Origin of the sequence: Streptomyces sp. G-G2, from assembly GCF_030063135.1 — a bacterium.
In the GTDB taxonomy this organism is placed as follows: Bacteria; Actinomycetota; Actinomycetes; order Streptomycetales; family Streptomycetaceae; genus Streptomyces.
In genome coordinates this window covers 36,277-49,968 of record NZ_JASISO010000055.1, presented here as the reverse complement: position 1 = coordinate 49,968, position 13,692 = coordinate 36,277, and the positions used below count along the sequence as shown (strand labels likewise).

Annotated in this window: 14 protein-coding genes and 1 pseudogene; 5 read left to right on the top strand and 10 right to left on the bottom strand. The window is 72.8% G+C overall.

What is annotated here, in order from left to right; translation table 11 throughout:
* Window positions 1-504: 504 nt before the first annotated feature.
* Window positions 505-1,083, bottom strand: a complete 579-nt coding sequence (locus QMF80_RS32415) for a DNA-3-methyladenine glycosylase I (protein WP_283459836.1) — start codon at window positions 1,081-1,083, stop codon at window positions 505-507.
* Window positions 1,084-1,088: 5 nt separating this feature from the next.
* Window positions 1,089-1,427 carry a DivIVA domain-containing protein gene (locus QMF80_RS32410; RefSeq protein ID WP_349372259.1) on the bottom strand — a complete coding sequence of 113 codons (339 nt, stop codon included), beginning with the start codon at window positions 1,425-1,427 and terminating at the stop codon, window positions 1,089-1,091.
* A 105-nt stretch (window positions 1,428-1,532) separates the two neighbouring features.
* Here QMF80_RS32410 and folP point away from each other — a divergent pair, with 105 nt between their 5' ends.
* Window positions 1,533-2,393, top strand: a complete 861-nt coding sequence (gene folP, locus QMF80_RS32405; RefSeq protein ID WP_283459824.1) for a dihydropteroate synthase — start codon at window positions 1,533-1,535, stop codon at window positions 2,391-2,393.
* 218 nt (window positions 2,394-2,611) lie between these two features.
* Here the strand turns inward: folP and QMF80_RS32400 are convergent, their stop codons facing one another.
* On the bottom strand, window positions 2,612-3,370 hold the full coding sequence (locus QMF80_RS32400) for an LOG family protein (RefSeq protein ID WP_283459822.1): 759 nt from the start codon (window positions 3,368-3,370) through the stop codon (window positions 2,612-2,614).
* A 65-nt stretch (window positions 3,371-3,435) separates the two neighbouring features.
* Window positions 3,436-4,515: a succinyl-diaminopimelate desuccinylase gene (dapE, locus tag QMF80_RS32395; RefSeq protein ID WP_283459819.1), complete on the bottom strand. Its 1,080-nt coding sequence runs from the start codon at window positions 4,513-4,515 to the stop codon at window positions 3,436-3,438.
* A 51-nt stretch (window positions 4,516-4,566) separates the two neighbouring features.
* On the opposite strand from dapE, the gene QMF80_RS32390 reads away from it, so the two are divergent.
* Window positions 4,567-5,598 (top strand): hypothetical protein, encoded by a 1,032-nt coding sequence (locus QMF80_RS32390; RefSeq protein WP_502962967.1) that lies wholly within the window; start codon window positions 4,567-4,569, stop codon window positions 5,596-5,598.
* 233 nt (window positions 5,599-5,831) lie between these two features.
* Window positions 5,832-6,287, top strand: a pseudogene (locus tag QMF80_RS32385) (ATP-binding protein); the annotation flags it as partial.
* A 263-nt stretch (window positions 6,288-6,550) separates the two neighbouring features.
* Here QMF80_RS32385 and dapC read toward each other — a convergent pair.
* Together dapC and fdxA are read right to left on the bottom strand one after the other, a co-directional pair.
* A complete protein-coding gene (gene dapC, locus QMF80_RS32380; protein ID WP_283459815.1) occupies window positions 6,551-7,645 on the bottom strand; it encodes a succinyldiaminopimelate transaminase in 1,095 nt (364 codons plus the stop codon).
* 143 nt (window positions 7,646-7,788) lie between these two features.
* Window positions 7,789-8,115, bottom strand: a complete 327-nt coding sequence (gene fdxA, locus QMF80_RS32375; protein WP_283459813.1) for a ferredoxin — start codon at window positions 8,113-8,115, stop codon at window positions 7,789-7,791.
* A 116-nt stretch (window positions 8,116-8,231) separates the two neighbouring features.
* Here fdxA and QMF80_RS32370 point away from each other — a divergent pair, with 116 nt between their 5' ends.
* Window positions 8,232-9,212 (top strand): GNAT family N-acetyltransferase, encoded by a 981-nt coding sequence (locus tag QMF80_RS32370; RefSeq protein ID WP_283459811.1) that lies wholly within the window; start codon window positions 8,232-8,234, stop codon window positions 9,210-9,212.
* Window positions 9,212-9,997: a transglutaminase-like domain-containing protein gene (locus QMF80_RS32365; RefSeq protein WP_283459809.1), complete on the top strand. Its 786-nt coding sequence runs from the start codon at window positions 9,212-9,214 to the stop codon at window positions 9,995-9,997. Before QMF80_RS32370 ends, QMF80_RS32365 begins: the two co-directional genes overlap by 1 nt.
* Window positions 9,998-10,158: 161 nt before the next feature.
* Here the strand turns inward: QMF80_RS32365 and QMF80_RS32360 are convergent, their stop codons facing one another.
* From QMF80_RS32360 to QMF80_RS32345, 4 genes are all read right to left on the bottom strand, one after another.
* A complete protein-coding gene (locus QMF80_RS32360) occupies window positions 10,159-10,776 on the bottom strand; it encodes a response regulator transcription factor (RefSeq protein ID WP_283459807.1) in 618 nt (205 codons plus the stop codon).
* Window positions 10,773-11,879, bottom strand: a complete 1,107-nt coding sequence (locus tag QMF80_RS32355) for a sensor histidine kinase (protein WP_283459834.1) — start codon at window positions 11,877-11,879, stop codon at window positions 10,773-10,775. The genes QMF80_RS32360 and QMF80_RS32355 overlap by 4 nt, the downstream gene beginning before the upstream one ends.
* Before the next feature lie 89 nt (window positions 11,880-11,968).
* On the bottom strand, window positions 11,969-12,709 hold the full coding sequence (locus tag QMF80_RS32350; protein ID WP_283459806.1) for an ABC transporter permease: 741 nt from the start codon (window positions 12,707-12,709) through the stop codon (window positions 11,969-11,971).
* Window positions 12,706-13,635 carry an ABC transporter ATP-binding protein gene (locus QMF80_RS32345; RefSeq protein ID WP_283459804.1) on the bottom strand — a complete coding sequence of 310 codons (930 nt, stop codon included), beginning with the start codon at window positions 13,633-13,635 and terminating at the stop codon, window positions 12,706-12,708. Before QMF80_RS32345 ends, QMF80_RS32350 begins: the two co-directional genes overlap by 4 nt.
* Window positions 13,636-13,692: the final 57 nt, after the last annotated feature.

The window sequence follows — 13,692 nt, the reverse complement described above, 5'->3', positions numbered from 1 at the left end:
GTGCCGGATCCTCGCACTCACGGCGGCGATCTGGCACAACGACAAGACTGGGCAGCCGGTCAAGCGGTCACTGATCGCCTACGACCACTGACCGCAACGACACCCCTTGGACTCATTCATCTAGGGCGTGTCGTAAGACGTCCCGCCCGGCAGGGCCCGCCCGGGCCACATCCAGCCCACGCGTCAGCGCCCGGGCGGGCAGATCCAGCCCGCCCGGCGATTGAGGGCCCGCCGGAGGCAAGCGATGCCCGGCAGCTGCCACTTGTGGGCCCTCCGGGGGCGCCTCAAACGCCGGCGAGGCTGGATTGTCCCGGGGCAGGGCCCGCCCGGGCCAAATCCAGCCCGCCCGGCGATTGAGGGCCCGCCGGAGGCACGCACCGCCCTGCAGGCGCGGCACGTCGGCCCCGCGGGGGGGTGTGCCGGGGCTGGGGTTGCCCCAGGCGGGGCTGGGCGGGCCCCGGTGGGGCCAGAGGGGCCGGGCGGGCCCCGGGGGGCCGGGTGGGGTCAGGGGTGGCGGGAGACGCAGGTCGACAGGTGGTCGTTCACCAGGCCGCACGCCTGCATCAGGGCGTACGCCGTCGTCGGGCCGACGAAACGGATGCCGGCCTTCTTCAGGGCCTTCGCCAACGCCACCGACTCCGCCGTCACCGCCGGCACCTGCGTCGTCGACACCGGCACCGGCACCGGCTCCTCCGGCGCGTGGGACCAGATCAGCTCGTCCAGCTCCCCCGCGCCCCACCCCGCCAGCACCTTCGCGTTGGCGAGCGTCGCCGTGATCTTGGCCCGGTTCCGGATGATCCCCGGATCGGCCATCAGCCGCTCCGCGTCCGCCTCGCCGTACGCCGCGACCTTGGCGATCTCGAAGCCCGAGAAGGCCGCCCGGAAGCCCTCCCGTCGCCGCAGGATCGTCAGCCAGGACAGCCCCGACTGGAAGGCCTCCAGGCAGAGCCGCTCGTACAGCGCATCGTCCCCGTGGACCGGACGGCCCCACTCCGTGTCGTGGTAGGTCACGTAGTCCTCGGTGGACAGCGCCCACGGGCACCGCAGGCCCCCGTCCGGGCCCGCGACGGCCGCGCCCGCCACAGGGGTCACCGGTCGTCCTTCGTGAGGTCGGGGCCCGCCGGGGCGCCCTGACGGACCCGCGCCGCCTCCAGCTCCGCGATCCGCGCGTCCCGCTCGGCCAGCTCCGCGCCGAGGCGCGTCAGTACGTCGTCCACCTCGGCCATCCGGTACCCCCGCGCGGCCACCGGCAGCCGCAGCGCCTCGATGTCCGCCCGCAGCACGGGCCGGGTCTCCGGCAGGCCGTCGGCCACGATCTCGGGGTCCACATCCGGCAGTACCGCCTCGGTACCGCCGCCGACCACCGCGAGGGTGACCCCGGCGACGACCACGACCAGCGCGATCAGCAAGAACCAGAACACGATCAACTCCCCTGAGAGACTGCGGCCACCACGAGGTCGATCGTGCCATGAGCCCACGACGGTTAAGGTCGCAGGCGGGGCGGCGAGGGCCGCCGGAGGAGGAAACACGGGATGCTGCGACTGGGCAAGCGCGAGTTCGACACCCACGAGCCGGTCATCATGGCGATCGTGAACCGGACCCCGGACTCGTTCTACGACCAGGGCGCCACCTTCCGCGACGAGCCCGCGCTGGAGCGCGTGGAGCGGGCGGTGGCCGAGGGCGCGGCGATCATCGACATCGGCGGGGTCAAAGCGGGCCCGGGCGAGCACGTGGACGCGGTCGAGGAGGCCCGTCGTACGGTCGGTTTCGTGGCCGAGGTGCGGCGGCGGCACCCAGACGTGGTGATCAGCGTGGACACCTGGCGGCACGAGGTCGGCGAGGCCGTGTGCGAGGCCGGGGCGGACGTGCTGAACGACGCGTGGGGCGGGGTCGACCCGAAGCTCGCCGAGGTCGCCGCGCGCCACGGAGCGGGGCTGGTGTGCACGCACGCCGGGGGCGTGGAGCCGCGTACCCGGCCGCACCGGATCGCGTACGACGACGTGATGGCGGACATCCTGCGGGTCACGGTGGGCCTCGCGGAGCGGGCCGTCGCGCTGGGCGTGCCGCGGGAGTCGGTGATGATCGACCCGGGCCACGACTTCGGCAAGAACACCCGGCACTCCCTGGAGGCCACGCGGCGGCTCGGGGAGATGACGGAGACCGGCTGGCCGGTGCTGGTGTCCCTGTCCAACAAGGACTTCGTGGGCGAGACCCTGGACAAGCCGGTCAAGGAACGGCTCCTGGGCACCCTCGCCACGACGGCGGTCTCGGCCTGGCTGGGCGCCCAGGTCTACCGCGTCCACGAGGTCGCGGAGACCAAGCAGATCCTGGACATGGTGGCGTCCATCCAGGGCCACCGCCCGCCCGCCGTCGCCCGCCGCGGCCTGGCCTGAGACGACGACCAAGGCCACCAGCCCGACGGCCGGAGGCCGACGCAGCCACTCGAAGCCGGAGAGGCGCCCCGCGCCGATCCACGCGAGAGCGGCGTCAAGAAGAGGCCAAGGTGGCGTCCGTCCAGGGCCACCGCCCGCCGTCGCCCGCCGCGGCCCGGCCCGACCTCGGAGGCGGAGCCCGGCGGGGGCCGCGCGGGGCGGGCCCCCGCCGGGGCGGGCTACTTGCCGACTTCCTTCGTCACCAGGGCGATCGCCTCCTGCACGTCGTCCGTGACGTGGAAGAGGTACAGGTCCTTCTCCGAGGCCTTGCCCTGCGCGATCACCGTGTTCTTCAGCCAGTCGACCAGACCGCTCCAGTACGCCGTGCCGAACAGCACGATCGGGAAGCGGGTGATCTTCTGCGTCTGCACCAGCGTCAGCGCCTCGAACAGCTCGTCCAGCGTGCCCAGGCCGCCCGGCAGGACCACGAAGCCCTGGCTGTACTTGACGAACATGGTCTTGCGGACGAAGAAGTAGCGGAAGTTGAGCCCGAGGTCGACGTGCTGGTTGAGCCCCTGTTCGAAGGGCAGCTCGATGCCGAGGCCGACCGAGAGCCCGTTGCCCTCGCGCGCACCCTTGTTGGCCGCTTCCATCGCGCCCGGGCCGCCGCCGGTGATGACCGCGAAGCCCGCGTCGACCAGGGCCCGGCCGATTTCCACGCCCGCCTCGTACTCCGGCGAGTCCACGGGCGTGCGCGCCGAGCCGAACACGCTGATCGCGGGCGGCAGCTCCGCGAGCGTGCCGAAGCCCTCGATGAACTCCGACTGGATGCGCAGGACCCGCCAGGGGTCCGTGTGCACCCACTCGGAGGGCCCGGCGGTGGTGTCCAGCAGCCGCTGGTCCGTCGTACTGCCGCCCTTGACCTGGTCGCGTCGTCGCAGTACGGGGCCCAGCTGCTGCTCCGCCGGCTTCCTCCGGCCGCCTTCAGGGTTGCCCATGATGTGCTCCCTCCTGCTGATCGTTCGGATCAGGGTAGGCGCACAAAGGTGACGAGAAGCGGAATTCAGGAGGTCAGCCAGGCGCGGAGTCGTTCCTCGCAGTGCAGGATCGCCTTCGTCTCGACCCGCTCGTCCACCTTGTGGGCCAGCAGGGCGTCTCCCGGGCCGTAGTTGACGGCCGGTACGCCCAGCGAGCTGAAGCGCGCGACGTCGGTCCAGCCGAACTTCGGCATGGCGCGGCCGCCGACCGCCTCCATGAAGGCCGCGGCGGCGGGGTGGCCGAGGCCCGGGAGGGCGCCGCCGGAGCTGTCGTCGACGATGAACTCGGCGATGTCGCAGTCCGCGAAGACCTCGCGGACGTGGGCGAGCGCGTCGGCCTCGCTACGGTCGGGGGCGTAGCGGAAGTTGACCGTCACCGTGCAGGCGTCGGGGATGACGTTGTTGGCGACGCCGCCCTCGATCCGGACGGCGTTGAGGCCCTCGTGGTACTCCAGGCCGTCGATGACGGGCCGGCGCGGCTCGTACGCCGCCAGCTTCGCGAGGACCGGTCCGACGCTGTGGATCGCGTTGGACCCCATCCAGCTGCGCGCGGAGTGGGCGCGTTCGCCGGAGGTGCGCAGCAGGACCCGCAGGGTGCCCTGGCAGCCGCCCTCGACCTCGGCGTTGGAGGGTTCGAGCAGGACCGCGAAGTCGCCGGTCAGCCAGTCGGGGTGGGCCTCGGCGACCTTGCCCAGGCCGTTGAGGTCGGAGGCCACCTCCTCCTGGTCGTAGAAGACGAAGGTGAGGTCCCGGTTCGGCTCGGGGACGGTGGCCGCGATCCGCAGTTGGACGGCGACTCCCGACTTCATGTCGGTGGTGCCGCAGCCCCAGAGGACCCCGCTGTCGTCCAGCCGCGAGGGGACGTTGTCGGCGATCGGCACGGTGTCGAGGTGTCCGGCGAGGACGACGCGCTCGGCGCGGCCGAGGCTCGTGCGGGCCACGACGTTGTTGCCGAAGCGGTCGACGGTGAGGTGCGGGAGACCGCGCAGGGCGTGTTCGACGAGGTCGGCCAGTACCTTCTCGTCGCCGCTCACGGAAGGGATGTCGACGAGCCGGGCGGTCAGCTCGGCAGCGTCCAGGGTGAGGTCCAGCTCGGATTCGGACATGCCTCTGACCCTAATGCCCCCTGCCCGCGGCTCGGCCGGACCGTCCGGCCGATGGACGGGTCGGACGGCTCAAGTACGGTGGGCCGCGTGTTCGAGACCGAGCAGAACCCTCACCGAGCGCGTCGTAGACGTCGCTCGTTCCGGCTGGCGGCGGCGCTGCTCGTGCTGCTCGGGCTCGCCGGCTACTACATCGTGCAGAACGAGTCGACGGGCGGTGACGGCGCCCCGCACTGCACCGTGACGGCGGCGGAGCGCGGCGGCGGGAGCACGGGCGGCTCGTATGCGATGAGCCTCGAACAGGCCCGGTACGCCTCGACGATCGCGGCGGTGGGCTCGGCCAGGAAGATGCCGGAGCGGGCGGTGACGATCGCGATGGCCACCGCCCTGCAGGAGTCGGCGCTGCGCAACCTCGACCACGGCGACCGGGATTCGCTGGGGCTCTTCCAGCAGCGGCCCTCCCAGGGCTGGGGCACTCCGGCGCAGATCATGGACCCGGTCTACTCGGCCGGGATCTTCTACGACCGCCTCCTCGACGAGGCGCCCGACTACGCGGACCTCCCGCTGACGGTGGCCGCGCAGAAGGTGCAGCGCAGTGGCTTCCCGGACGCGTACGCGAAGCACGAGCCGGACGCCGTCCTCCTCGCGGCGGCCTTCACGGGGCGCGCCCCGGGGACCCTGTCCTGCAGCGGTCCCCTCCCGCAGGCCACGGGGGACGCGGTGCGGGTCAAGGCGGAGCTGGTGAAGGTGTTCGGGACCGCGCTGGCGCCGAAGGCGGGGCCGCCCGCCTCCCCGGTCAGGACGGCGCCGGCGGCCGCCGACGACTCCGAGGTCACGATGGCGGTCTCGGGCAAGGACCACCGGGGTCCGGCCGATCAGCGCCGCGGCTGGGAGCTGGCCAACTGGGCGGTCGCGCACGCCTCCGACCTGGGGGTCCAGCGGGTCTCGTACGACAACAAGGCGTGGATCGCGGGCAAGAACAAGGGGCGGTGGATCGACAAGCCGCCGGGCGCGTCCGGTGACGGCGACGCGCGCAACGCGGGCGCGGACGACGTACGGATCTTCGTCGCCCCGCTGAACCGCTGAACCGGCCCGGTCACCAGTACGGGGTGTCACTCGCGCGGGGATCGCGCGATGCGGCGCACGCCGGTGCGCAGCGGGGGCGAACCCGCAGGTCACCACGCATCTGATGCGCTTGTCACCGAAGCCGATAAAACGACGCGTTGCCAAGCCTTTACCCACCTGCTCCGCAACTCGGGACGCCCCTACGGGCGTTGTGCACGGCGTACTCAGCCCGCACGACGACGCTTAGGAGCACCATGACCCTCCCCCTGACCCGCCGGATCGCCCGCGCCGCACTGCTGCTCGCAGCCGGAGCGGCGCCCGTGATCGGCGCGGCCGGCTCGGCGAGCGCCGTGGGCCCGGAGGCCGCCGCCCCCCAGTTGGGTTCGCTGACCGCCCTGGACAGCGCGAGCCTCGGTCACGCCGTGGACAACACCGCCCGGCAGGGCGCCGACATGGCCGGAGCCACCGGCGGCAAGGCCGTGGAGTCCGCCGTTCCGGCGGTCGGCGCGGTCGGCGGCAACGCGGCCGCCAAGGGCATCCCCACCGCCCACGAGAGCGCGACCGGCGTGGCCGGTGCCGCGGGCACCGTGGCCGGTGACACCGCGGGCGCGGCGGGCGCGGCGGGCAAGAGCGGCCTGCCGACGGACGGCCTCACCGGGAACCTGATGGGCGGCCTGCCGACCTCGGGCCTGCCGGGTGCCCCCGCGCCCGGCACCGCGCTCCCGGCCTCCACGCTCCCGGCGCCCGCCCTGCCCACCTCCGCGCTGCCCACCTCCGCGCTGCCCACCTCCGCGCTGCCGACCGACGGGGTCCCCGGGGCCGCGGCCCTCGCCCCCGTGCAGTCACTGCCGCTCGGCGCGCTGCCCCTGGGCGGCTGACGCCCGTACGCGGGGCGCACGGACGCCGAAGGGGCCGGGAGCACGAACTCCCGGCCCCTTCGGGCTCGCTCGGCGCGCGGGCGCGGGCCCCGGCCTCAGCCCAGGCGCTTGACCGCCGCGGCCACCCGCTCGTCCGTCGCCGTGAACGCGACCCGGATGAAGTTCGCGCCCGCCTCGCCGTAGAAGTCCCCGGGACAGACCAGGATGCCGAGCCGGGCGAGGTACTCGACCGTCTCCCAGCAGGGCTCGTCCCGGGTCACCCACAGGTACAGGCTGGCCTCGCTGTGCTCGATGCGGAAGCCGTGGCCCTCCAGGGCCGTGCGCAGCGCCTCGCGGCGGGCGGCGTACCGGCCGCGCTGCTCCCGCACGTGCGCGTCGTCGCCCAGCGCGGCCGCGCCCGCGGCCTGCACCGGCGAGGGGGTCATCATGCCGCCGTGCTTGCGGATCTCCAGCAGTTCGGCCAGCACCTCGGCGTCACCGGCGGCGAAGGCTGCCCGGTATCCGGCCAGGTTGGAGCGCTTGGAGAGGGAGTGGACGGCCACCAGGCCCTCGTAGGTGCCGCCGCACACGTCGTCGTGCAGCACGGAGACGGGCTCGGCCTCCCAGCCCAGCTCCAGGTAGCACTCGTCGCTGAAGATCAGGATCCCGTGCTCGCGCGCCCAGGCGACGATCCGGATCAGCTCTTCCTTCGGGATGACCTTCCCGGTCGGGTTGGACGGGGAGTTCAGCCAGAGCAGCTTCAGCCCGGCCGGGTCCAGCTCGGTCGGGTCGTCGTAGACCACCGGCTCGGCGCCGCAGAGCCGCGCGCCGACCTCGTACGTCGGGTACGCGAGCCGGGGGTAGGCGACCTTGTCGCCCGCGCCGAGGCCGAGCTGCGTCGGCAGCCAGGCCACCAGCTCCTTGGAGCCGACCACCGGCAGCACGTTGCGGTGCCCGGCGTTGCTCGCGCCGAGGCGGCCGCGCACCCACGCCGTGATCGCGTCGCGGTACGCGGCCGTCCCCCACACCGTCGGATAGCCCGGGGAGTCGGCGGCAGCCACCAGGGCGCGCTGGATCAGTTCCGGCACCGGGTCCACGGGGGTCCCGACGGAGAGGTCGACGATGCCGTCCGCGTGGGCGGAAGCGGTTGCCTTGTACGGCTCCAGCTTGTCCCAGGGGAAGGCGGGAAGACGAGCGGATACTGCGGCCACGGTGGTCTCTGCTCTCTCTCTGCGTGCTCGGCGTACCGGTCTGTGCACTGATGTCCGTACTGGTCTACCGGATTCGGAAAACACCTCGGTCCCGTGCGGCGCAATCGCCGTACGGGACCGAGGAACGCGCCCGCCTAAGACGGTCAGTGCTCGCCGTTCATGGGCGGCAGCGCGGCGATGAAGGAGTGGTCGCGCTCGATCAGGCCGAGCTTGGAGGCGCCACCGGGCGAACCGAGCTCGTCGAAGAACTCGACGTTCGCCTTGTAGTAGTCCTTCCACTCTTCCGGAGTGTCGTCCTCGTAGAAGATGGCCTCGACCGGGCAGACCGGCTCACAGGCGCCACAGTCGACGCACTCGTCCGGGTGGATGTACAAGGACCGCTGGCCCTCGTAGATGCAGTCGACGGGGCATTCTTCGATGCATGCCTTGTCCTTGACGTCGACACAAGGCTCCGCGATGACGTAGGTCACGCTCTCGTTCCTCCTCGGTAGGGCTTCCATATCGCGCGGGAGCGCGGCGTCGTCGATGCCCGCATCTAGTATCTCCGTTCCCGGGCACGATCCGAACAGGAGGGGCGGAGACAGCTGTGGAAATCACTGCCGGCGCACTGATGGAAATCCGTATCACCCACGCTGACGTGGGGAAACGGGTATCTGTACGACGGGTGGAGACTGCCTCGGGAGGGTCCGTCACCTACACCGACACGATCGGGGTGCTCACATCCTGGACCGACGGTGTGCTGCTGATCACACAAAAGAATGGCAAGAGCGTCCGCATCGCGGAATCCCTGCTGGTCGCGGGCAAGGTCGTGCCCCCCGCACCGGCCCGTCGGCGGGGTCCGGCGGCCACCTTCGAGGAGCTGACGCGGGCCGGTGCGCGGGCCTGGCAGCCGCTGGAGAGCGAGCCGCTCGGGGAGTGGACGCTGCGGGCGGCCGCCGGATTCACCCGGCGGGCCAACTCCGCGCTGCCGCTCGGCGAACCCGGCGTACCGGTGGAGGAAGCACTCGCGCGAGTGACGGCCTGGTACGCGGAGCGGGGGCTCCCGGCGTACGTGCAGGCCGCGACGGGCGCGCTGGGCACCCAGGAACCGCTCTGCGCGGAGCTGGAACGGCTCGGCTGGACCCGTGAGGTCTCGGCGGAGGTACGGATCGCCTCGCTGGCGCCGGTCGGCGACGTGGACGCGGACGTCCGGGGCGTCGAGCTGACCCGGGAGTGCGACGAGGAGTGGCTGGAGCGGTACGGGCGTACGGGAGCCCTCGCCCCGGTCGCCCGGCGGGTGCTGTCGGCGGGCCCGTCGGTGTGGTTCGCGAAGGTGGCGGGCCGGGCGATCGGGCGGTGCGGGGTGGACGGCCGGTGGGCCGGGTTCGCGGCGGTCGAGGTCGATCCGGCGCACCGGCGCGAGGGGCTGGCCACGGCCGTGATGGCGGCGCTGGCACGGCGGGCGCTGGAGGAGGGCGCGTCGGCGGCGTGGCTCCAGGTGGAGAGCGACAACGCGGGGGCGCGGGCGCTGTACGACCGGCTGGGCTTCGCGGCGCACCACGCCTACCACCACTTCCGGGCGGCCTGATGGGCTTCAGGGAGGAGTTCGCGGCGGAGGCCCGGGCGGAGCGGCCGGATCTGGCACTGCTGTGCCTGTACCTGGCGGCCGAGGCGGATCCGGCGCTGGACCAGCGGGCCGTGGACGAGGCACAGATCGAGCTGGACCGGCTGGCGGGGCTGCTGCCCTACGGGCTGCGGGGGGCGCGGGCCTGGGCGTCGGCGGTGACGGAGCTGCTGGGCGGGCGGATGGCGTTCCACGGGACCCCGGGCGATTACGAGCGGCTGCCGTCCTCCCTGCTGCACGAGGTGCTGCGGCGGCGGCGCGGGCTGCCGATCCTGCTGTCGGTGGTGTGGCTGGAGGTGGCGCGGCGGGCGGGGGCGCCGGTGTACGGGCTGGCGCTGCCGGGGCACTTCGTGGTCGGCTTCGGGGACCCCGAGGAGGGGGTCGTGGTGGACCCCTTCGCGAGCGGGGCCTCGCTGGGGGCGGGTCCGGCGGAGCTGGCGGAGGGGCCGCGGCTGGCCGCCAGGACCCTGGACATCGTCCTGCGGATCCTGAACAACATCCGGGCCTGGGCCTCGACCCGGCCGGAGCAGTCCGGGGTGGCGCTGTGGGCGCTGGACCTCGCGCTGCTCCTCCCCTCCCACCCGGCGGCGCTGCGGTACGAGCGGGCGCGGGTGCTGGTGGAGCGGGGCTCCTACACGGAGGGTGCGGTGGAGCTGGAGGGGTACGCGGTGGTCGTGGACGCGATAGACAAGGACGCGGCGGCCCGCATCCGAGCCGAAGCCCAAGCCGCTCGCGCCCGCCTGAACTAGTGCCGCGTCAGGCAATGTTTGCCCGTCGAGGAGCGGCGTCCGGCGCGTGCTCTCGGCGGCCCGGCCGGAAGCCCTTGTACTGGGCGTACGTGGGCTTTCGGCCGGTGCGGCGAGGGCGCGTGCCGGGCGCCGCGACCCGGTGCGCCTTACCGGTCACGGCCCTAGAGCCAGCCCTTTTCCCGGGCGACGCTCACGGCCTCCTGGCGGTTGCGGGCCGCCAGTTTCTGGATCGCCGTCGAGAGGTAGTTGCGGACGGTGCCCTGCGAGAGGTGCAGCCTGGCCGCCAGTTCCGCGTTCGTCGCGCCGTCCTCCGCCGCCCGCAGGACCTCCCGTTCGCGGTCCGTCAGCGGGTTCGCCCCCTCCGCCAGGGCCGCCGCCGCGAGCGTGGGGTCGATGACCCGCTCCCCCGCGAGCACCTTCCGTACCGCCTGCGCCAGCTGCGCGGCGGGCGCGTCCTTGACCAGGAAGGCCGAGGCCCCCGCCTCCATCGCACCGCGCAGGTACCCGGGACGGCCGAAGGTGGTCAGGATGACGATCTTCAGGCCCGGCACCCCGTCCCGCAGGAGCGCCGCCGCCTCGATCCCGGTCAGCCCCGGCATCTCGATGTCCAGCAGGGCCACGTTCACGTCGTGCGCCCGGGCCGCCGCCAACACCTCGTCGCCGCGGGCGACTTGCGCGATCACCTCGATGTCCGGCTCCAGGCCGAGCAGCGCCGCGAGGGCCTCCCGCACCATCGACTGGTCTTCGGCGAGCAGGATCCGGATCGGCGGTGAGGTCATGACGGCGATCCTATGGGGACCTGCGCGGTCAGCCGGAAACCCCTGTTGCCCGTCGAGGAGGCCGGACCCGCCGTCAGCGTCCCGCCGACCGCCACCAGTCGCTCCGTCAGGCCCGTCAGCCCGTTGCCGGGCTCTCCGGGGCTGCCCTGCCCGTCGTCGGTGACCTTCAGCTCCATCATCGGCCCGGCCAGGGTCTGGCGGACGGCCAGGGTGACGGTGCACCGCTTGGCCCCGCTGTGCCGGACCACGTTGGTGACCGCCTCGCGCAGCGAGTAGGCGAGCGCGGACTCGGTCTCCTCGGGCAGTTCCACGTCCGGCTCCGCGGACGGCAGGTCCGCGACGACGCCCGCCGCGGTCAGCGCGGTCCGGGCGCCCGCGAGTTCGCCGGGCAGGGTGGGCCGCCGGTAACCGCTGACCGCTTCCCGTACGTCGGTCAACGCCTGCCTGCTGACCTGCTCGATGTCGGTGATCTGCTGGGCCGCCCGGTCGGGATGGTCCGGCAGCATCCGCCCGGCCAGCTCGCTCTTCAAAGTGATCAGGGAGAGCGAGTGCCCGAGCAGGTCGTGCAGGTCGCGGGCCATCCGCAGGCGTTCCTCGTTGGCCGCGAGCTGCGCCACCGTGGCCCGCGCCTGGCGCAGCTCGACGGTGGTGGCGATCATCTGCCGGATGCCGACCATCGCGAAGCCGCCGAGGAACGCCGGGATCAGGAGGCCCGCCAGGAAGTCGCCCCCGCCCGGCACCACGGTCGCGGTGAGCGCGAGCAGCCCGGTCGCGGCGGGTACCGCCCAGCGCGAGAGCGGCCCGGGCAGCGCGGCCCCGGCCGACACCGACACGTACACGAACAGGACCAGCCACTCCCGGCCCAGGCACAGGCACAGGACCGCGGCCAGTACGGACATCGCGGCCAGCGAGAGCAGCACCCGCTGCCGGGCGAACTGGCGGACCGTGCGGAAGACCAGGGTCAGGTACCAGCCCACGAAGGTGACCAGGCCCAGGGAGCCGAGGATCACGGCGACGACGCCGTGGCCGCCGCTGATCAGGTCGGTCACCGGGGCGCTGAGGTAGAAGAGCCAGATGCCGACCCAGAGGGACTTCACGACCATCTGGCGACGGTTCTCGGGGGGCTGTCCGATGCGGTCGAGGCCGTCGCTCTCCAGAGCGGCGGTCCGGTCCGTCTTCGCGCGGGTCACGTTCACGCCTTCAGTGTGTCCTTGCGGTAGAGCCAGGCGGCGCCTCCCGCGAAGAGTACGAAGTACACGGCGAGGATGGCGACGTCCTTGGCGTGCGGTGCGCCGCCCAGTTCGATGGCCTGGCCGAGTCCGGCGTAGGCGTGGGTGGGCAGCCACTGGGTGATGTCCTGGAGCCACTGGGGGTAGACCGTCGTGGGCATCCACAGGCCGCCGAGGATCGACAGGGCGAAGTAGATGATCATCACGACGGGTCGGGCGGTGTCCCCGCTGACCAGGTAGCCGATGGCCACGCCGAGGGCGGCGAAGACCAGGCTGCCCGCCCAGATGGAGCCGGTGAGGGCGGCCCACTGCCAGGCGTCGAACCGTACGCCCTTGAGGATCGCGGCGACCAGGAAGACGACCACGATCGAGGGCAGCGAGAGGATCGCGGCGCTGGCGATCTTGCCGAGGACGTATCCGTGGCCCGGCAGGGCGGTCAGCCGGAGCTGGCGGACCCAGCCCTTCTCGCGCTCCTTGGCGATCTGCTCGCTCTGGCCCACGAGGACGGCGGTCAGCGCGCCGAAGGAGGCCATGGCGACCATGTAGAAGGCGGGCATCGTCAGGTCGGTGCCGAAGACCTTCGTGGTGCCGCTCTGTGTGCCGCCGATCATCAGGAAGAGCGCGGCCGGGTAGATGACGGTGAAGAACAGGTACTTCTTGTTGCGCAGGGCGCGGGTGATTTCGAGTTTGACGAGCGTGTTCATGATGCGGCGGCCTCCTCGGCCTCGGTGAGGGCGATGAATGCCTGCTCCAGGCCGAGCCCGGCGACTTCGAGGTTGCGCGGGTAGAGGCCCAGGCCGTAGACGGCGTGGACGGTGGCGTCGGCGTCGCGGGACTGGAGCTTGACGGTGGAGCCGTGGACGTCGAGCCGGGTCAGGAACGGCAACTCGTGCAGCCGTGCCTCGTCGAAGGGCTCGGTGAGGTCGAAGGACACCTTGCGGGCGCCGGCCTTGGCCTTGATCTCGGCGGCGGAGCCGTCGGCGAGGACCCGGCCCCGGTGGAGGACGATGACGCGGTCGGCGATCGCGTCGGCCTCCTCCAGGTAATGGGTGGCGAACAGGACCGTACGTCCCTGGTCGGCCTGTTCGCGCATGGTGGCCCAGAACGACTGGCGGGCGGTGACGTCCATGCCGGTGGTGGGCTCGTCGAGGACGATCAGGTCGTTGGCCCCGGCCGTGGCGAGGGCGAAGCGGACCCGCTGCTCCTGGCCGCCGGAGAGCTTGTTGACCTTGCGGTCGGCGATGGAGGCGACCCCGGCCCGGGTGAGCACCTCGTCCACCGGGTAGGCCCGGGGGTGCAGCGCGCAGCCGAGGGTGACCAGCTCGCGGACGGTGACCTCCTCCATCAGACCGCCGCTCTGGAGCATCGCGCCGACCCGGCCGGCGGCGATGGCCTGCTGCGGGGCGCCGCCGAAGACCGTCACGGAGCCGGTGTCCGCGGGGCGCAGGCCCAGGAGGAGATCGAGCGTGGAGGACTTTCCGGCCCCGTTCGGGCCCAGCAGCGCGACGGTCTCGCCCGGGTGCAGTTCCAGGGAGATCCCGTCGACCGCGCGGACGGCGCCGTAGCTCTTGGTCACGTTGTCGAAGCGCACCGCGGCGGTGCCGGTGCTCTTCGTGGTGGTCGTCGTCATGCACCGAGGATGTCCCGGGCGGGGGTCTCCCCGGCAGTGTCCCGTGTCGTGGGTGCG